General features: G+C 44.0%; 14 protein-coding genes and 1 pseudogene. 6 read left to right on the forward strand and 9 right to left on the reverse strand.

The genetic code is table 11. The features are described from left to right. Positions 1-235 precede the first annotated feature (235 nt). Together C7Y66_RS07525 and C7Y66_RS07530 are read left to right on the forward strand one after the other, a co-directional pair. The gene (locus C7Y66_RS07525) at positions 236-3,610 is read left to right on the forward strand and encodes a PAS domain S-box protein (RefSeq protein WP_158265881.1); all 3,375 of its coding nucleotides are present in this window, start codon (positions 236-238) and stop codon (positions 3,608-3,610) included. Between the two features lie 134 nt (positions 3,611-3,744). Further along, positions 3,745-4,836, forward strand: coding sequence for a response regulator (locus tag C7Y66_RS07530; RefSeq protein ID WP_106545087.1), 1,092 nt, complete (start codon positions 3,745-3,747; stop codon positions 4,834-4,836). Between the two features lie 34 nt (positions 4,837-4,870). Here the strand turns inward: C7Y66_RS07530 and argJ are convergent, their stop codons facing one another. The 7 genes and pseudogenes from argJ to gatB all read right to left on the reverse strand — a co-directional run bounded on the left by argJ (position 4,871) and on the right by gatB (position 14,679). Beyond that, on the reverse strand, positions 4,871-6,205 hold the full coding sequence (argJ, locus tag C7Y66_RS07535) for a bifunctional ornithine acetyltransferase/N-acetylglutamate synthase (protein WP_106545088.1): 1,335 nt from the start codon (positions 6,203-6,205) through the stop codon (positions 4,871-4,873). A gap of 100 nt (positions 6,206-6,305) precedes the next feature. Further along, positions 6,306-7,190 (reverse strand): TonB-dependent receptor domain-containing protein, encoded by an 885-nt coding sequence (locus tag C7Y66_RS33310; protein ID WP_370143929.1) that lies wholly within the window; start codon positions 7,188-7,190, stop codon positions 6,306-6,308. 237 nt (positions 7,191-7,427) lie between these two features. Further along, positions 7,428-7,766 (reverse strand): annotated as a pseudogene (locus tag C7Y66_RS33315) (AMIN domain-containing protein); the annotation flags it as partial. Between the two features lie 97 nt (positions 7,767-7,863). Then, positions 7,864-8,883 carry an AraC family transcriptional regulator gene (locus tag C7Y66_RS07545; RefSeq protein ID WP_106545090.1) on the reverse strand — a complete coding sequence of 340 codons (1,020 nt, stop codon included), beginning with the start codon at positions 8,881-8,883 and terminating at the stop codon, positions 7,864-7,866. A 118-nt stretch (positions 8,884-9,001) separates the two neighbouring features. Then, a complete protein-coding gene (locus tag C7Y66_RS07550) occupies positions 9,002-11,590 on the reverse strand; it encodes a TonB-dependent siderophore receptor (protein ID WP_106545111.1) in 2,589 nt (862 codons plus the stop codon). A gap of 104 nt (positions 11,591-11,694) precedes the next feature. Then, positions 11,695-12,708, reverse strand: coding sequence for a helix-turn-helix transcriptional regulator (locus C7Y66_RS07555; RefSeq protein ID WP_106545091.1), 1,014 nt, complete (start codon positions 12,706-12,708; stop codon positions 11,695-11,697). A 486-nt stretch (positions 12,709-13,194) separates the two neighbouring features. Next, complete coding sequence (gene gatB, locus C7Y66_RS07560; protein ID WP_041463524.1) at positions 13,195-14,679, reverse strand: Asp-tRNA(Asn)/Glu-tRNA(Gln) amidotransferase subunit GatB; 1,485 nt, start codon at positions 14,677-14,679, stop codon at positions 13,195-13,197. A gap of 93 nt (positions 14,680-14,772) precedes the next feature. On the opposite strand from gatB, the gene C7Y66_RS30940 reads away from it, so the two are divergent. From C7Y66_RS30940 to C7Y66_RS07575, 4 genes are all read left to right on the forward strand, one after another. Next, positions 14,773-14,913, forward strand: a complete 141-nt coding sequence (locus tag C7Y66_RS30940; RefSeq protein WP_158265882.1) for a hypothetical protein — start codon at positions 14,773-14,775, stop codon at positions 14,911-14,913. 87 nt (positions 14,914-15,000) lie between these two features. Continuing rightward, positions 15,001-15,936 (forward strand): SPFH domain-containing protein, encoded by a 936-nt coding sequence (locus C7Y66_RS07565; RefSeq protein WP_106545092.1) that lies wholly within the window; start codon positions 15,001-15,003, stop codon positions 15,934-15,936. Beyond that, complete coding sequence (locus tag C7Y66_RS07570; RefSeq protein ID WP_106166625.1) at positions 15,933-16,145, forward strand: hypothetical protein; 213 nt, start codon at positions 15,933-15,935, stop codon at positions 16,143-16,145. Before C7Y66_RS07565 ends, C7Y66_RS07570 begins: the two co-directional genes overlap by 4 nt. 220 nt (positions 16,146-16,365) lie before the next feature. After that, positions 16,366-16,746: a phosphomannose isomerase type II C-terminal cupin domain gene (locus tag C7Y66_RS07575; RefSeq protein ID WP_015157079.1), complete on the forward strand. Its 381-nt coding sequence runs from the start codon at positions 16,366-16,368 to the stop codon at positions 16,744-16,746. A 26-nt stretch (positions 16,747-16,772) separates the two neighbouring features. Here C7Y66_RS07575 and C7Y66_RS07580 read toward each other — a convergent pair whose 3' ends face one another. Continuing rightward, complete coding sequence (locus tag C7Y66_RS07580; RefSeq protein ID WP_199197294.1) at positions 16,773-19,454, reverse strand: glucosidase; 2,682 nt, start codon at positions 19,452-19,454, stop codon at positions 16,773-16,775. Between the two features lie 59 nt (positions 19,455-19,513). After that, the gene (locus C7Y66_RS07585) at positions 19,514-20,353 is read right to left on the reverse strand and encodes an SWIM zinc finger family protein (protein WP_106545093.1); all 840 of its coding nucleotides are present in this window, start codon (positions 20,351-20,353) and stop codon (positions 19,514-19,516) included. Positions 20,354-20,357: the final 4 nt, after the last annotated feature.

Here is a 20,357-nt window from a genome sequence, read left to right on the forward strand (position 1 = left end):
CACCCTACACCCCTTCTTCATGCACCACACACCACTCTTCACTACTCGCTTGCCAAATAACATTTAAACCCAGAATTCCCAATCTTTCACATCGCCAGCAGTAAAAATGTAAGTCAATGCAAAAACTTGGGAATACTAACTGTTAAGAATAACCCTTGGAGAATTCAGAATTAACTGGTCACTGGTCACTGGTCACTGATAAAGGCGATCGCTAAATCATAGTAGGAAAATGACGGTGAAAGATTCACTGCCTAGTAACGAAATAGATAGACTTCATGCCCTACAGCGGTACGATATTCTGGATACTTCACCAGAACAGGCGTTTGACGATCTCACTCGTTTGGCTGCCCAAATTTGCCAGACTCCTACAGCACTCATTAGTTTGGTCGATGCCGAGCGCCAATGGTTTAAGTCTCAAGTTGGTTTAACTATTCCAGAAACTCCTCGTCATATTGCTTTTTGCGATCGGGCAATTGCCGAACGCCACTTGCTGATCGTGCCTGATGCTTACCAAGACGAGCGTTTTGCTGACAACCCGCTCGTAACTGGAGAACCCAAAATTCGGTTTTATGCGGGCGCACCACTGGTGACATCGGACAATTTTGCTTTGGGAACTCTCTGCGCGATCGACTACGTACCTCGCGAGTTGAGTCCCCAACAGTTGGAGGCTTTAGAAATTCTGGCGCGTCAGGTAATGACACAGTTGGAGCTAAGACGGAATCTTATCGATTTACAGCAGGCACATCAACAGCAGCGGCAAACTGAATTTGCCCTGCGACAGAGCCAAGAACGTTATCGAGATTTATTTGAAAATGCTAACGATTTGATTCAATCGGTTACGCCAGATGGCAGATTTATCTATGTCAACCGCGCCTGGAAAGAAACTCTTGGCTATAGTGAAGCAGAGCTTACCGAGCTAAAAATCTACGATATTATTCATCCCGATAGCTTGGTTCACTGCCTCGAAGTCTTTGGGCGCATCATGGCTGGCGAGAAATTCGCGCAAGTTGAAACAATTTTTGTCACCAAGCAAGGCGAAAAAATTTGGGTAGAAGGTAGCATCAACTGTCAATTTGTCGAGTCTCAACCAACGGCGACTCGCGGAATTTTTCGTAATATTAGCGATCGCAAAGCTGCGGAATTAGCCCTACATGATGCTTATTGTCAGTTAGAAACCAAAGTTGCCGAGCGGACTGCCGAACTGGTCAGCATCAACCAGCAACTCCACAGTGAAATGGCAGAACGTCACCGCGCTGAGGCAGAAGTCCGGCTGTTACAAAAAATCGCTCAGGCGATCGGAGATGCCCAAAACTTTCATGCTGCTTTGGGAGTGGCACTGCGTCAGATCTGCGAATTTACGGGTTGGAGTTATGGTGAGGCGTGGATACCCAGTGCAGAAAACGATATCCTTCAGAGCAGTCCTGCTTGGTATGGCAAAAATTATAACGTCACAAGTTTCCGTAGTTCGAGCAAGAAATTTAAATTCTCCCCTGGAGTTGGTTTAATCGGTCATGTTTGGCGTTTTCAGCAACCGCATTGGGTTCCGAGTCTAGAAGACGAGACCGAGATGGCGATCGTCCGCAGCCATTTAGCACGGGCTGCTGGTCTCAAAGCAAGTTTAGCCATTCCCATTGTCGCCGATCGCGCTGCGGATAAATCGGAAGTACTAGCTGTTATCGCCTTTTTCATGTCCGAATCTTGCGCTGAAGACAAGCATCAAGTCGAGATTGTCTCAACTGTTGCTACCCAGCTAGGCGGATTAATGCAACGCAAGCGAGCGGAAGAGGGACTGCATGAGAGCGAATCTCGGTATCGTGCTGTAGTCAAGCAAACTGCTGAAGGAATTTGTCTCGTCGATATCGAGACAAAACGTATTTTGGAAGCAAATGATGCTTTTGCGCGTTTCCTCGGTTATTCTCCCGAGCGACTTTTACAACTGACGCTATACGATATTTTCGCAGGCGATCGCCTGACAATCGATCGCAATGCCCAGCGCGCGCTGAGGGGAAAAAATCTATTTTTAGGAGAAGTGCCACATCACCGCAGCAATGGCAGCGTGGCTTATGCAGAAGTTCATCTCAACTCAATTTTTTATGGTGGCAAAGAAGTTTTTTGCATCGTTGCCCACGATGTCACAGAACGCCAGCAAGTACAAGAGGCACTGCGGCAGAGCGAGGAGCGGTTACAAGCAATTTTAGATAACTCTACGGCATTAATTTACGTCAAAGATTTAGAAGGTAAATATCTCACGATCAATTCTTGGTACGGGATTCTGTTCCATTTAGATCGAACTGAGGCAATTGGCAAAACTGACTACGAGATCTTCCCGCCAGAAATTGCTGAGGTGCTGCGAACCAACGATCGCCAGGTGTTAGAGACAAAATCGGCATTGGATTGGGAAGAGGTGCTACCCCACGATGACGGTTTGCATACTTACCTTTCAGTCAAGTTTCCCTTATTCAATGCTGCTGGCGAACCCTACGCTGTTGGGGGTATCTCTACCGATATTACCGAGCGCAAGCGAGCAGAAGAAGCTCTCCGTTCTAGCCTTGCTACTAACCGCGCTCTGATCAATGCGATTCCCGATTTAATGTTCCGCATGAGCGGTGATGGAATTTTTGTCAACTACAAAGTTTCTAAAGCAGAAGAGTTAATTGTCCCGCCAGATCGGTTTTTGGGCAGACGAATTGATGAAGTACTGCCACCAGAAATCGCTCAGCCGACGATGTATTACATTCAGCAAGCCTTAGCTACGGGAGAATTGCAAATCTTTGAATACCAACTTTACACCGAAGATGAATTGCGCGATTACGAAGCGCGAATTGTCGTGAGCGCAGAAAATGAAGTGATGGCGATCGTCCGCAACATTACCGATCGCAAGCGAACTGAAGCAGAAATGCAGCACACGCTGGCTAAAGAAAAAGAACTTAGCGAACTCAAGTCTCGCTTTGTCACCATGACTTCTCACGAATTCCGCACGCCACTAACCACTATCCTGTCTTCAGCCGAATTGATGGAAGATTTCGGCTCTCAATGGGCAGAAGAAAAGAAACTGCTGCACTTACGACGCATTGTCACTACTGTCAAGCACATGAATCAACTTTTAGATGATGTTTTGTTAATTGGGAAAGCCGAAGCGGGCAAACTAGAGTGTAACCCAATCGAACTCGATATCGTCCAGTTCTGCCGCGAACTAGTAGAGGAAATGCAAATGATTACTGACAGCCACACAATTCACTTGAATTCTCAATGTGAATCTAGCGAGGTGGCGTTGGATGAAAAGTTATTGCGCCATATTTTGATTAATTTATTATCAAATGCAATTAAATATTCTCCTACTAGTAGTATCGTCAGTTTCAATCTGAATGTTGATGCAAAAAAAGTTATCTTTCAGGTGCAGGATCGAGGCATTGGAATTCCCAAAATTGACCGAGAACAGTTGTTTCAATCCTTCTATCGGGCTAGCAATGTCGGCACGATATCCGGTACGGGTTTGGGTTTAGCTATTGTCAAAAGAGCAGTCGATTTGCACTGCGGCAATATTACTGTTGAAAGTGAAGTGGGAGTAGGAACGACGTTTGTTGTTTCTCTTCCTTACGAACGAAGTTAGGAGCCACGAGCAATTTATTTATAAAGATATGACACGAGAGGTATTTGATTTTTACGATTAGGTTCTATCTACTAATTTCAGAACGCCTCTTTGCAACACAGTTTTTAACTCTAAATTAATTAGGAAAGATCGACATGAGCCGAATTTTAGTGATTGAAGATGAACTATCAGTGCGAGAAAATATACTCGCCCGTTTGGAAGCAGAAGGATTTGATACGATTGATGCAGAAAATGGATTGAAAGGCTATCAGATGGCATTGGCACATAAGCCAGATCTGATTATTTGCGATGTGATGATGCCAGAAATGGATGGCTATGGGGTACTAACAATGGTACGTCAAAATCCGCTCACAGCATCAACTCCATTTATTTTTTTAACGGCTAAAGCTGATAAATTAGACGTGCGCCAAGGCATGGAAATGGGAGCAGATGACTACATCAGCAAACCATTTACACGCACAGAACTATTGGGGGCGATCGCGGCGAGATTGCAAAAGCAGGCATTTGTCGCCCAACAGTCCGAAAAAAAGCTAGCCGAGTTACGCAGAAGTATTACCGATGCTCTACCGCAAGAACTATTGTTACCTTTAAGCGAAGTCCTAGCTTTTTCTAAAGTCCTAGTTGAAAGTTACGATACAATTAAACCTCAAGAACTATTAGAAACCGCCCAAAATCTACATAATTCTTCTCAACGCCTGCAACGAATGATTGAGAATTTTATTATGTACGCTCAAATTGAACTCTTAGCCACTAATCCTGAAGAACTACAAGCTTTACGCAGTTGTCAAACCCTCAACCCTAGCGATATTATCTTTGCTATAGCAATACAAAAAGCCAAACAATATCAACGAGAAGCAGATTTAATTTTACAAGTTGCTAATTCTAATGTCAAAATTGCGAAGCGAGACTTGAAGAAAGCGATCGAAGAAATTATCGATAATGCTTTTAAATTCTCTGAATCTGGCACATCTATTCATGTCAAAGCTGCCACTGAGAAAGATGGATTCAAAATTAGTATTACTAACTACGGACGCGCCATGTCTAACGAACAAATTGCTAGTATTGGCGGTTATATGCAATTCGAGCGCAAATTTTACGAACAACAGGGTTTAGGCTTGGGTTTAATTTTGGCAAAACGCATCACAGAATTACATGGAGGTAAATTATTTATTGAAAGTGGCGGGACAGAATTGAAAACGACTGTCAGCGTGTTGTTGCAACGTTAGATGTAGAGACGTTGCACGCAACGTCTCTACATCTTCACGTCGTATATTCAGCGTTAATCTTCACGTAATCGTAGCTGAGATCGCAGCCCCAGGCTATGCCAGAACCGAAACCACTGCCAATGCTGACGGCAATTAAAACGGTTTCGTCTTGAAAGCGATCGCCTCCGCTTTGACGCTCGAAAGCTTTTGTTTCTCCATCTTTAACCGCTAATAATTCGTTGCTCTGGGCAGTACTAACGGTTTCCACTTGAGACTTTTGTGCTGCTTTTTGCTTTAAGTATGTACTAGCAGCAGCGCGATCGAAGTCTAAGGGCTGTCCGTTTTCCATTAAGAGAAAATCTCCTAATTGGATTCTGAGATGTTCCTGCTCGAAAGGTACTCCCGCACGTCCCGCCGCAGCTGCAATTCTACCCCAGTTGGGATCGCGTCCGAAAATGGCTGATTTAACCAGGGAAGAACCAGCGATGGTTTTTGCTACCTGACGCGCGGCTTTTTCGTCGGTTGCCCCTGATACTTGCACTTCAATTAAACAAGTTGCTCCTTCACCGTCGCGGGCGATCGCTTTGGCTAAATGCTGGCACACGGCTGTGAGCATTGCTTCTAACTTTTCTGCCTCTGCACCCATTTCGGTAATTGCTGGGGTGCGCGATTGTCCGTTGGCTAAGGCAATTAAACAATCGTTGGTGCTAGTATCGCCATCAACGGTGATTTGGTTAAAACTTTTATCGGCAGCTCGACTCAACATATGCTGCCATAGAGCAGGAGAGACAGCCGCATCGCAGGTAACAAAAGCTAACATCGTCGCCATGTTGGGGTGGATCATGCCCGAACCCTTGGCAATTCCACCAATTCGCACGGGGCGATCGCCCATTGTCGTTTCTAAAGCAATCGATTTTGTCACCAAATCTGTAGTGACGATCGCTTGTGCAGCCGCATCTCCACCTGTTTCGGAAGCCTCTGCAACTAGTTGGGGAATGCCAGCGTGCATCTTGTCCATCACAATTCTTTTGCCAATTACCCCAGTAGAGGCAAGCAACACCGATTCTGAGGGAATACTCAATGCTTGCCCCAGTGCCATCGCACACTCTAGGGCATCCAACCAACCTTGAGAACCCGTAGCAGCATTAGCTTGCCCTGCATTGCAAAGAATCGCACGGGCGCTGGGTTTGTCTTGTAATCTTTGCTTGCAGTAATCGACACAAGCAGCACGGACTTGAGATGTGGTAAACACACCTGCGGCGATCGCTTCTACATCTGACAAAATTAGGGCTAAATCTGGTAGTCCTGAAGGCTTTAACCCCGCTCTAATGCCTGCCGCTTTGTAACCCCTTGGCGCAGTAATTCCACCGCCGATCTCATGCCATGCCATGTTCTCTCTCCCAACGCATAGCCTGCGATTATATCAGAAGGGGCAAGGAGCGAGGGGTGAGGGGTGAGAGATTTTGGGAATTAAGGGGTGCTGTCAGCTACTAAAACTCCCAGGAAACCGTTCCTTGCACAGTGAATGGTTCGCCATAGAAAACGCGAAGTCTGCTTGTCGCGGCTTCAAAGTAATCTGCGTCAAAGAGATTCCTAAAATTTAGAGCAGCTCTGAAGCGATCGCGCTTGTAAAAAATCGAGGCATCAGTACGAAAATAGCTAGGAAGTTGAAATGTATTGGCTAAATCGCCTTGCTGTTCTCCTACAAAATATAATCCCAAGCCAAAGCCTAACCCTTGCAAAGAACCTTGTTGAATTTCATAGGTTGTCCATAAGTTAAAAGCATTTTCAGGAGTACTACTCAGGCGATTATCAACATCAAAAGTTTCATCTTCTGTAATTCGCGCATTTGTGTAAGCATAGCCACCAAATACGTTCCAACCTGGTAGAATTTCACCCGAAATATTTAGTTCAATACCTTGGCTCTTTTGCTTGCCTGTTTGGATAGAAAAACCCTCATTGATTGGGTCATCGGTTAACACGTTAGAGCGGCTTAGATCGTATAAGGCAAGAGTTGCAGATAGTCGATCGTTCAAATCTGCTTTAACTCCGACTTCGTATTGCGTTCCCCGTTCTGGTTGAAATTGGCTGCCATCAAAGGATCTGCCGATTGCTGGTGTAAACGAGCGAATATAGCTGGCATAAAGAGAAATCGGTTCAATCCCGTCTCTTACATAAGATGCTCTCGTTCCAGTCACGCCGCTGACATTGCGGGTAGCATCCTCTAAACTGTTGATATTTTGGTCGCGTAGCACTTCTTGCGGCACTACCTGAATCGATTGAGGAATATCGCGCAAAGGTGTGTCGGTTTTGGTTCCAGTGCTGGTATCTGTAACACTATATCCATCTTGCTCGCCCGTAACCACAATTTCCATTTCTTCCCCTGGCGCTGTATCTGCTGGTTCGGGTGCAGCTGGTGGAGTGCTTTCGCCTTCTGCCTCTGGTGTCGTTGCTTCTGGCTGGGTAGGAGTTTGCGGTATGGTTGGAGGTGATACGGGTGTTTGAGCTGTAGGAGCGGCGGGGGCGGCTAAACTGAGAATGCTATTGCCATTACTCTGCCTCACCTTTGCTGTTGGCAATCCTTCAGAACCGATCGCACTCACCCGAATACCATTGTTTCCTTGTGGAGTAACGCTAACAACTGTAATTCCTACTGTGGGGTTTTCTTGACGAAAGCTTTTACCTTCTGATAAATCTAACCGAGCATTGGTAATGTTGGCGACGAAAGTTTTTCCATAGCCGGAAGTCACAATACTGAGTGGCTGCTTGCTTGTAGTTTCCAAGAATATTTCCAAACCACTATCCGTTTGGTTCAGTCGCACGCTTGTAACGGTTACGGGCGATGGAATACTTATGTTTGACTGAGCAAAAACTCGTACCTGTACGACTGGAACGATCGAAAGAGAAAAGACACCCGCTAGAAACAGCGATCGCCACCACAATTTCAACATCACTCACACCAAACTGAGAAGAATTGTCAAAAACAATACAGGACAGATTAGGGCGATCGAAAGATATTTTGGCGGTTGGAGGAACTTTTTTTGAACGCTAGAAGAACTTTTTTCGCTGCATCTGATAAGCTTTGGGATTGAAACCAAATTTTTTTCTAAATGCCTCGGCAAAATAGCTTTGATTGTTAAATCCCACGGCAGCAGCAACTTCAGCTACTTTCATTTCTTTAGTTTCTAATAGTTGACGCGCTTGCTCTAGCCGATAGTGGTGCAGGTAGGCAAAGGCAGGTTTGCCAAAACAGGTACGAAATCCCTCTTTGAGCGCACGGCTATTCAGCCCTACTTGTTGCGCTAGAGCTATCAACGATGGCGGATTGTCAAGCCTTCGCAATAAAATTTCTCTAGCGTGGTGAACTCTCTCCACTACATCGGGCTTGAGGGAGTAAGATTCGTTTCTACCTTCCCAAATTTCTATTTCCTCCACAACCAACATTGTCATTAGTTCTAGAGCTTTACTTTCTAAGTACAATCGTTTGGCAATTCCTTGATAGGGACACTGTACAATTTGCCGCGCCACTCTTTGCATTGCCAGTGAAGCATTTCCCCTACGACAATAGTGTTCCCGATCTAACTGTCCGATCCACGGCTGCAATGCTGGTGGTAATTCTCCTGCCTGGTTACTGGCAAAAGAGTACAGCACCTCTGGCTTTATATGTACGATCGCTTCCAGATAGGGTTGCCTATCCGAACAATCACAAGTTCTATGCGGATCGATGCCAATTCCAAATAACCCATATTCGCCGCTACCAATAGATGCGCGACGATCCTCATGTCTACCTGAAAAATGAAAGTGATACTGGATGTCCTGTCGTTCCTGTTCGGGGTGTTTTGTCACCATGCGATCGCGTAACTGAAGATCTCCAATCGTCAACTCTAGTCCCTGTCGCAGTTGAATATTTCGCCAGTAGCCCTGTCCTAGCGGTTGTGGATACTTGTACATCACATCCAACGGATCTTCGGGATCTGGGTGTTGCGTTAGCGAAGCTGACCGAAGGTATCGCTCCACAGTCTCCTGAAATAGGTCGTTGAGGGCTTGCTGGGAGATAGTGATAGTCATGAAGGTTCAGCCATGCAGATAAAAGGCTTTGGCAATTAATAAGAAATTATCGCATTAAAGCCTTTTGGCGATCGCCTAACTTAAAGCATGACAAAGACGCGATCGCCTAGTACGTCACCTAAAACTGCCACGAAATCGTTCCCAGCACCGTAAAAGGCTGTCCGTAGTTAACACGAGTAGCACTAGAACCATTTTCAAAATACTCTATATCAAATAGGTTTCTAAAGTTGAGTGCAATTCTGAATGTATCTCTGTTATAGAAAACAGCCGCATCAGTCCGAACATAACTAGGTATATCGTAAGTATTGTCCAAATCTCCAGCGCGATCGCCTACAAAAAACAAGCCAAAGCCAACACCTAACCCTTGTAAGTTACCCTTTTGAATTTCGTAAGTAGTCCATAAGTTAGCAGCATGGTAGGGAGTGTTGGGTAATTGGTTTCCAGAATCATAAGTATTATCTTCAGTGATTCGTGCATCTGTATAAGCGTAGCCTGCAAAAATATTCCATCCTGGCAAAATTTCGCCTGCAAGATTCAGTTCGATCCCTTGGCTATTTTGCTCGCCTACTTGGATAGAAAAATCTGGATTATCAGGGTCTTCTGTTAAGACATTAGTACGAGTTAAATCGTACAATGCAAGTGTAGCTGACAACCGATCGTTTAAATCTGCTTTTACTCCAACCTCATACTGACGACCGCGTTCTGGCTCAAAGGGATCGTCCAAACTACCACCAAAAAGATATGTGCCTCTTGCTGGAGTGAATGAACTGATATAGCTAGCGTAAAGTGAAATAGCTGGAATAGGTTGATAGACAATCCCAAAACGAGGACTAAATGCACTATCTGATAGGCTGCTTTCCGTGTCAGCAGAAAAATCTTCAGATTTTTGGTCGAAAGTATCAAAGCGACCACCCAATATCACTTTCAAGCTATCTATTGGTGAAATTTGGTCTTGAAGATAAATCCCCAATGAGTCTGTAATTGTGGTGTTACTAGTTTCTGAACTAAGTTCACCTCGTGGCTGACCGTAAATAGGATTGAATATATCAATTGGTGCAGCAGTAGCTTCAGCAAATTTTAGTGTTTCGTTCTCATAACTATTCAAATCAACTCCAAATAACAACTGATGCTGAATTGAACCAGTAGAAAATTTGCCAACAACATTCGTAGTTAAAGCATAAGATGTGCTTTGAAATTCGTAATCTCGGTAGGAACGATTCAGCGTGCGATTATCTGCTTCCAAAGTTCCGGGAAGCGTTCTTTTGTCACTGTAATCGCGAAAATTGTATGCAAAAGTATTGCGTAACGACCAGCGATCGCTAAACTTGTGTTCTAGTTGATATCCCAGCCTAGTCAACGATGCATTGATTTCATCTGAAGGTTCGCCAACGTTGCGATCGCGTGGGATCTTGCCATTAGGGTTGCTTAATACCGAGCCAACAACGGGTACAAAAGGTGTGAATCCAGAATCCCTGGTTTCGATATAATCTCCTTCTATAGTCAGGTTAGTTCTCTCACCAATTGCCACGCTGACGACAGGTGATATATTAAAATGCTCGCTATTGTAAAAATCGATAAAACTATCTGAATTTCTGTAGGCTGTGTTGAGACGATACGATACGGTTTTTGCATCGTTTAAGGGACCAGATAAATCAATTGCACCTCGGTAGAAACTATAACTACCAACAGTTGCATCGACACCATAAAAAGGTTCGCTTAAGGGACGCTTAGTGATGATGTTGATGCTTCCACCTGGATTACCTAAGCCAAATAGCACTGATGCAGGTCCCTTGAGGACTTCGACTCGCTCGACACTGGAAAGTTCAACAGATTCTCCCGCCCCCGCATCAACTTGCCCATTCCTGAGCAAATTATTATTTAATGCCTCAAATCCACGAATTCTATAGGTAACATATGGACCAGAATTAAAATCTGGAGTTGCACCAGCAACATTTCTGAGTGCATCATCCAAGCGAGTAATCTGTTGGTCGCGCAGCACTTGTTGTGGTACTACCTGAATCGATTGGGGAATGTCGCGCAAGGGGGTATCGGTTCTCGTTCCCGTCGTTGCACTGGGGACAAGATACCCATCTTGCTCTCCTGTCACCACAATTTCCATTTCTTCGTCCCCTTGTGCCGATCCCTCTGGTTGTTCGTCGGGCGTAACTGGTGGGGGTATTTCTTCTGTTTCTGGTGCGATCGCCTCTGGCTGAGTTGGAGTTGCTGGTACTGCTGGCTGAGGTGTGGGTGTTTGGGCTGTGGGAGCGATCGCCGCAGATAAACCGAGAATGGTATTGCCATTACTCTGTCTCAACTTTGCCGTCGGTAATTCCGCCGAACCGATCGCACTTACCCGAATACTACTTCCCTGCTGAGTGACGCTCACAACTGCTATCCCTCCAGTTAAGTTTGACTGACGAAAGCTTTTACCTTCTGGCAGAGCTAAGCGAGCATTGATAATATTGGCAACAAATGTTTTTCCGTAACCAGAAGTCGCAATACTGAGTGGCTGCTGGCTTGTAGTTTCCAATAACACCTCTAAACCACTATCTGTTTGCTTCAGCCTTACTCCGGTGACAGTTATGGGTGATGCATGACTTGCTGGTGACTGAGCCAAAACTCTCTTTTCGATCGATACTGCTGGAATCACCGAAACAGAAAATACACCTGCGAATAATAGCGATCGCCACCACAATTTCAACTTCACAACCCACACCTATAAACTAGCTAGGAATTTCTCTCAGTTAGCTTACAGGAAACAAATGATACTCAAGCGATCGTAATTCGGCTTAAACGGAATTTCTTTTCAGCTCAAACGGAATATTTTTTCATGCAGTCGCGCGGTCGTATCCCAAACTTTTTATAAAAAGCTCTGCCAAAAGCAGTAAAATCCCTGTAACCGACCATTTGAGCGGCTTCTCCCACTCTCCAGGTTCCTGCTTCAAGCAGTTGCCGTGCTTGCTCCAAACGATAGTTGTGTAGATAGCCGAATACTGTTGTCCCGAAAATCTGCCGAAAGCCCCGTTTTAGAGTACATTCATTGAGTCCTACTTGTCTTGCCAGTGTTGCTAGAGTTGGCGGATCGTCCAATCGTTGTAGCAAAATATCTCTGGCGTGGTGGATTCTGTCTACTGCATCAGATTTTAAAGAGTAAGGATTGTATTTGCCGTCCCCGATTTCAATTTCCTCAGCAATCAGCATTCCCATTAACTCCAAAACCTTACCTTCCAAGTACACTCGCTTGGCAATTCCTTGGTAGGGACACTGGACGATTTGTTTAGCTACAGTCTGCATGGTAGGGGTTGCAGTTCCCAGACGGCTGTAACGCTCTCCCTCAATCTGTCTAATCCACGGTTGCAAGCAGCGCGGTAATTCTCCTTCGCAATCGCCTGCGAAGGAGTAAAGTAACTCCGGCTGTACGTGGATCAGAATCTCAAAGTATGGTTCTTTACCCGAACAATCCCAAACTTCTTGAGGAGCTAAACCATTGCCATAAAGTGCGTATTGTCCGCCACATATTGAGTTGTACCTGTCTTGATGCTCTCCAGAAAAATGAAAGTGATATTCCCACCAATCTTCCCGTTCTGGCGCTCCGGTAATAATGCGATCGCGCATTTGCAAGTTTCCAATTGTCAACTGCAATCCTTGGCGCAGTTGAATTTCCCGCCAGTAACCCTGTCCCAACACTTGCGGAAATCGATACACTGCATCCAAAGGATCGTCGGGATCTGGGTGTTGCGTTAGCGAAGCTGACCGAAGGTATCGCTCTACTGTCTCCTGATGAAACAGTTCGTCGTAGGCTTGCGGGGAAATGGTGATAGTCATGACAACGGAGGCATAGAACTTAATAAGAAATTATCTCATTAATTCCTTTTTCTACTTGAAGCGATCGTAGCTTTTTCAGTTATCAGTTATCAGTTATCAGTTACTTGCGATCGGAATGCAGGGGAGAAAAACAAGAAAGCCTCTTGCCAACTACCAACTACCCATTACTACTATTCACCGCTCGCTGAAAAAAGCCAAAAAAAAAGAGAGTCAGTTCGGTGACTCTCCCAATCATCAGGGTGCATCTACTCAGTAGAATATAACAGGTGGTGTGTAAAGAATCTTACGGCTTTCTACGGGATTTTCTTAAAGATCCGATGAAGAATTGCTGTTTTTGGAGGGAGCAGAGAGCAGCGAGCAGGGAGCAGTAACCAGTTATCAGTTATTAGTGGCTAGTAAAAGCGCGGCTGGAGACTAGAAAAAATTCCAGCTACTAGCCACCAGTCACTCATCAATACCCAACAACTACCAACTACCAACTACCTATTACCCATTGAGCTTTTCCGCTAACAGTTGGTTTGTCAACTTCGGATCTGCCCTTCCGCCTGTTTGCTTCAGCACTTGCCCGACAAAGAAGCCGAGAAGCTTGGTTTTGCCGTTACGGTACTGTTCTAGTTCTTTGGGATTGGCAGCAATGACTTGCTCGACGATCGCTTCTATGGCGCTGCGATCGGAAATTTGAATTAATCCTTTACGTTCTACTAACTCCTTCGCCGAACCACCTTGAGCTAGCAGTTCAGGCAAGATATCTTTAGCAATTTTGCCGCTGATTGTATTGCCTTCAATCAACTGAATCAATTCGGCAAGAGTATTTGGTTTGAGGGCAAGTTCGGTAATGTTGAGTTTATTGCTATTTAAGTAAGCTGCAATATCTCCCATAATCCAGTTAGCAGCTTGTTTTGCCGAGGCTCCAGCCGCCACAGTTGCTTCAAAATATTCCGCTACCGCTCGCTCATCGGTTAGTACGCGGGTGTCGTAAGCGGAAAGTCCCAGTTCGCTTTCATAGCGATGGCGTTTTTGGGCTGGTAATTCTGGTAACTCAGCCCGCCATTTTTCTAACTGTTCTTTGGAAACTTCAATCGGCGCTAAATCCGGTTCGGGGAAATAGCGGTAGTCGCTAGAACCCTCTTTAGTCCGCATACTAACAGTGCGTTGGCTACCTTCTTCCCATAGCCTGGTTTCTTGAACTATTCTTTCGCCAGACTCTACAGCCGCAATTTGCCGTTCGATCTCGTATTCAATCGCCCGTTGAATGGCGTTGAACGAGTTCATATTTTTAATTTCTACCTTCGTGCCAAACTCTTTTTGTCCGACAGGACGCACGGAGATATTGACATCGCAACGTAAAGAGCCTTCTTGCATGTTGCCGTCACTGACATCCAAATAGCGCAAGATCCGGCGTAGTTCTTGGGCGTATTCCGCCGCTTCTTGTCCAGAACGCATATCGGGTTCTGAGACAATTTCGACTAAAGGCACGCCAGCACGATTGTAGTCTACTAAAGAGTAAGTAGAACCAGACAGGCGATCGCTACCCCCGTGTACTAACTTGCCTGCGTCTTCTTCCATGTGCAAGCGCGTAATCCCAATTCGCTTACTGATAGGGTTGTTATCCGCATCGAGAAGTTCGATTTCTAACCAACCGTGTTCGGCAATTGGCAAGTCATACTGAGAAATTTGATAATTCTTCGGTAAGTCGGGATAAAAATACTGTTTGCGATCGAACTTGCTATAAGGTGCAATTTGGCAATTTAACGCCAAACCCGCCTTCACTGCGTATTCCAATACCTTCTCATTCAATACGGGCAACACTCCAGGTAAACCCATACAAATCGGATCGATATTTGTATTTGGAGGCGAGCCAAACTCTGTAGAACTGCTAGAAAAAATTTTCGTATTCGTATTCAGCTGGCAATGGGTTTCTAAACCAATAATCGCCTCATATTTAGTTTTTGTCGGTGCAGCAGTAGTCATATCTTTTATTTGCCGCTGTGATTGTAATACTTTCCAATCTTTACACTTCTCTGGTTTTTGGTCACGCAAAGACGCAAAGGCGCTAAGAATCTTTTGCGTCTTTGCTACGCCAGTCGCACGGCAGTCGCTACAACGGGGGAAACCCCCGCAACGCGCTGCCTCCTCAACGGGGGAAACCCCCGCACGGCGCTGGCTCGTCTTTGCGTGACATTTTCTCAGACAAACTTTAACTAAGTGATACTGCAATAATATCACATTGACATTACGAACAAACTAATTATATCGTTGTGATATCACATTACAATCAGGTAACAAAAATCTATGGAGCGATTAAAAGAGCGTCCTGCCTTTAAGGTTGATGGTTTTGTGGCGTTGGTAGTATTAGGTGCGATCGCAATTTTGGCTATTTGGTGGCTGTGGACGACTATCCACGGATGGGAGGCAATCTTAGGTAGAACTCTGAAAATTACCGATTTTCTGGGAGAAGACACCGCAGCAGAAATAAGTGCATGGCTGGGAGCAACTCTAATTGCAGTCATCATTCCCACATTTTCAGGCTTCTTTACGGTGGAACCAAACCAAGCAGTTGTAGTAACATTTTTGGGTCGTTACGCTGGTAGCGTTAGAGAAGCAGGATTTTGGTGGACTAATCCTTTTACCCGCAAACGCAAGATTTCATTGCGAGTACGCAACTTTAACAGCAAAATTCTCAAAGTCAATGACGCTCAAGGTAGCCCAATTGAAATTGCAGCCGTGGTAGTTTGGCAAGTTGTAGATTCTGCCAAATCCTATTTTGAAGTAGACGACTACGAAGAATTTGTTGCCATCCAAAGTGAAACGGCAATTCGTGCCTTAGCCATCCGCTACCCCTATGACACAGGTGATGATGAGAGTATACCTTCGCTGCGAGGCATTCCTGACGAAGTAGCGCGATCGCTTCAACAAGAATTACAAGCACGGTTAGAAGTTGCGGGGGTAGAGATTATTGAAGCTAGGCTTTCTCACCTTGCCTACGCGCCAGAAATTGCTCAAGTAATGCTCCGCCGCCAACAAGCTAAAGCAATAATTGACGCTCGACGGCAGATTGTAGATAGTGCTGTAGGGATGGTTGACGAAGCATTGAGAAGGTTAAGCGAACAACAAATCGTCGAATTGGATGAGGAACGCAAAGCTACGATGGTGAATAATTTACTTGTGGTTTTAACCTCGGAACAAAACGCTCAGCCTGTAGTCAATACTGGTAGTTTGTATACATGAGTCAAAAAAAAAGATTCTTGCTGCGTCTAGATCTAAAACTGTATGAAGTATTAGAAAAATGGTCGGCTGACGAACTCAGAAGTGTCAATGCTCAAATTGAATACTTACTCACAGACGCGGCAAGAAAAACGGGAAGATGGAAGGAAGATCGGCACAAGAAAGTTTCTGAATCTCTCCCAGAAAATACAGATTCGGAAGATTTAGAGTGATGAGGATATCGAGATGTTTAGTTCAAAATATCGAAGTTTTAGCAACGAAATTTCGATCGTGCTGAAACTACTTCAGACAAATCCCCAAAAAGCCGATTGTGAAGAGTACATTTTGAAGTTTAAACAAATTTGAAGATTTTGTTAACCAACCTACTCTTCCAGAGCTGAAATGCCATACTTCTGCTAATAATGGCGATTGACGTTTATTTTCAGGCTATTTATGAGTAACAACGGGAATCAGGCTCAGCTAGATTTAATTGAATCCTCTCCACACGCAGGTCAGAGATATTGGGGTTTGGTTGAGGTAATAGAAGAAGGAGAAAATTATCGAATTAATCGGATTGAAATTAAACCGAAGCACCGCATAAAATCGCAAATTCACTACCATCGTAGCGAACATTGGGTTGTTGTTTCTGGTACGGCTAAAGTTAATTGCGGTGATGATGAGAAGTTACTACATCGCAATGAGTCAACATACGTACCTGTAGCAACGCTACACAGTATTGAAAACCCTGGGGCAATTCCTCTAATTTTACTAGAAATTCAAAATGGCGAATATATGGGTGAAGATGATACCGAACGTCCTTACGATTTGACTTAAGATTATCTACCTGCGAAATCAATTCTTCATCTATCGTATTCACCACACTGCTGAATTAATTTCGCCACTAAACCCGTCCAACCCGTCTGATGATTTGCCCCTAAACCCGCACCATTATCACCATGAAAGTATTCGTGAAACATAATTAAATTGTGCCAGTGTGGATCGGTTTGGAACTTTTCTAGATCTCCATAAACTGGTCTTTTCCCCGATTCATCTTGCAGAAATATTTTAATCAGTCTTTGCGACAATTCCTGAGAAACTTCCCAAAGGTTCATTTCGCGACCCGAATCAGTGGGAAACTCAATTTTAAAATTATCACCTAAATAATAATGAAACTTTTGTAATGCCTCAATTATTAGGTAGTTAATCGGAAACCAAACGGGACCTCGCCAATTAGAATTACCACCAAACATGGCATTACTTGATTCTGCTGGTTCGTATTTGACATGATATTCTTGTCCGTCTAATTTCATGGAATAGGGATGAGAAGCATGATATTTAGATACGGAACGAATACCGTAGGGACTTAAAAATTCGTTCTCATCTAGCATTGTTTTCAAAATGCAGCGCAACTTATTTTCTGCTTCCGTTCCTCCTGGTGGTTTATAACAAATTGCTAATAGCCTTCTTGCACCAATTCCTTTTGTTTCCATACAAGCAACATTTTGACGCAGATCGGGGCGATTGTTAATAAACCACTCCATGCGTTTTTTAAAACCAGGCAATCGTTCTAAAACGTCTGGTTCTAAAGTTTCAACAGCCAATAAGGGAATCAGTCCTACAAGACTTCGCACTTTCAGGACTATATCCCCATCAGCGGGAACGTGGAGCATATCGTAATAAAAACTATCGTCTTTATCCCACAAACCTTTGCGTTCCTCTCCCATACTATTCATCGCATCAGCAATGTAGAGGAAATGCTCGAAAAATTTACTGGCAGTATCTTCATAGGCGGGATTTTCTTTAGCTAATTCTAACGCGATCGCCAGCATATTTAAACAATACATACCCATCCAACTCGTACCATCTGACTGCTGTAAATAGGCATCAGTAGGAACTTGGGTACTGCGATCGAATACTCCTATATTATCCATTCCCAAAAACCCGCCTTGAAAAACGTTTTTACCAGCTATATCTTTGCGATTTACCCACCAGGTAAAATTGAGTAAGAGCTTTTGAAATACCCGTTCTAAAAATAAGCGATCGGCGCGTCCGTAGATCTTTTGTTCGATCTTATATATGCGCCACGTCGCCCAAGCATGAACGGGCGGATTGACATCGCTAAAATTCCATTCGTAAGCTGGTAATTGCCCGTTAGGATGTAAATACCATTCTCGCGTCAAACGACTTAATTGACGCTTGGCAAAATCTGGATCGATAATGGCAAGAGGAATGACATGAAAGGCTAAATCCCAAGCTGCATACCAGGGATATTCCCATTTATCGGGCATGGAAATAACATCATCGTTAAATAGATGAATCCAATCAGTATTTCTCACGTTTTGTCGCGATTTTGCTGGTGTAGGATGAGCCGGATCGCCTTGCAGCCATTCATGGATGACATAATAATAATATTGTTTAGCCCATAGCATCCCCGCAAAAGCCTGTCGCTGGATATTGCGTCGATCTGGTGTTAATTGACAAGGAGAAGTAATGCGATCGTAAAACTCGTTTGCTTCTTGAATGCGAGTTTGAAATATTTGCTCGAAATCTTTACCAAATGGGGTGACTAAATAAGGAGAGTCGCACAAACGTAGGCAAATAGTTACGGTTTCGCCTGCGGCAATCTTTAGATTATAATTGGCTGCAAATTTAGTACCAATTTGTTGAGGATCGATCGCGGTTTTATCGCGATTAATAAGATAATCGTTAATTCCGTCTTTGACAAAATCAGATTTATTTTCGACCCCGAACAACTTTTGGTAGTTCGTATCATTCTCAGTGAATAATAACTCTGCTGTACCTTCACAATACAACCAGCGATCGCCTAAACTAGGATGAGTAGATTCGATAATACTCAGATTGCTATCTTGATGCAGCTTTTTCAGTCTGGGTTTAGCGGTTTCGGCTCGTCCCCAAGCCCAAGTATTGCGAAACCATAATGTAGGCAATAAATATAAATTTCTAGTTTCCAAAGCACGATTAGCGATACTAATTTTAATTAAAATATCTTCAGGTGTATTTTTGGCATATTCAACAAAAACATCAAAATAAGTGTTATTGTCAAATATTCCTGTATCAAGTAATTCAAATTCACGATCGCGCTTGCTGCGATTTTGATTTTCTGTCACTAATTGAGTATAGGGAAAAGCTTGCTGAGAATATTTATAGAGATATTTCATGTAAGAGTGAGTGGGAGTATTGTCAAGGTAAAAGTAACATTCCTTGACATCTTCGCCGTGATTGCCTTCATTACCAGTTAAACCAAACAGCCTTTCCTTTAAAATTGGATCGACACCATTCCAAAGCGCGATCGCAAAACACAAGCGTTGGTGATTGTCGGAAATACCTGCAATTCCATCTTCACCCCAGCGATAAGCGCGAGAACGCGCTTGTTCGTGAGAAAAATAATCCCAAGCCGAACCATCAGCACTGTAATCTTCGCGGACTGTTCCCCATTGTCGTTCGCTTAAATACGAACCCCAGCGCCGCCAGTGTGCTTTGCGATCGCGGTCTTCTTGTAATCTTTGTTCTTCTTGAGTCATGATGAGAATGAGGAATAGAGGATATGGGGGACAAAGAAAATTAGTAATTTTTGACTTTCTTACATAACGTCTTTGTTTTTTGTTCTCACTCGCTGATATAATTCTTCCATCACGGTAATAAAGGAAGTATCTTTTTGCCAAAAAGCGGGATAGTCCCCCTGTTTTTTCACGACAATTGCTGGAATAATTGCTGGTTCGGCAACTTCAATATTTGATGGTAAGCGCTTAGTTCCAAGCCAGAATTCTCTAGAATGCATCTGCTCGGTTACAGGCACTTGTTCGAGTTTTGTATAGTAAGATATTTCTGCTACTAAAGGAGTTTCTTTAGTAGTTAACTCGGCAGATAAAACTTGTCCTAAAGGAGATTTCACGAGTTCTGACTGCAATTCTTCCTTAGATAAACCCCTCAATTCAAATAAGAGAAATGGGTTATGGTCGAGTTGAGATGCAACTAAGTAATAAACACCTGCAATATGTTTGCAAGGGTTAGCATAATCGGGACAACTACAGCTCGTTTTAAAGTCTTTTCTACTATGCGGTAGTAAATGCAATCCTAAGTCAGCAAAAGCTGAGTCAATACTGTCTGGCACTTCATTCATTAACAATCTTGACACAAAACTTGCTTTAGAAGAAACGTATTTAATTGCCTTTGACCAACTCGCTTTATCAATTGGAGTAATTTCGATTTTTGTATCGTATTTTGGTTCTTTATATACCCCAAAATAGGGATTTATCGAACCTCTCACCTTAGCCGTAATTTTATTGCCGTCAATTTTATATTCAATAATTTTACCATTGCTAGCATAGGAACGTCCGCGCCCCAGCCTACCAGAATCGCTGAATGCTTCTAAGGCTTCAATGAAACGCTTTCCCCACCAAGTTCGACTGAATTTAGCCACGATC

This window comes from Chroococcidiopsis sp. CCALA 051 (genome assembly GCF_003015105.1).
Classification (GTDB): Bacteria; Cyanobacteriota; Cyanobacteriia; order Cyanobacteriales; family Chroococcidiopsidaceae; genus Chroococcidiopsis; species Chroococcidiopsis thermalis.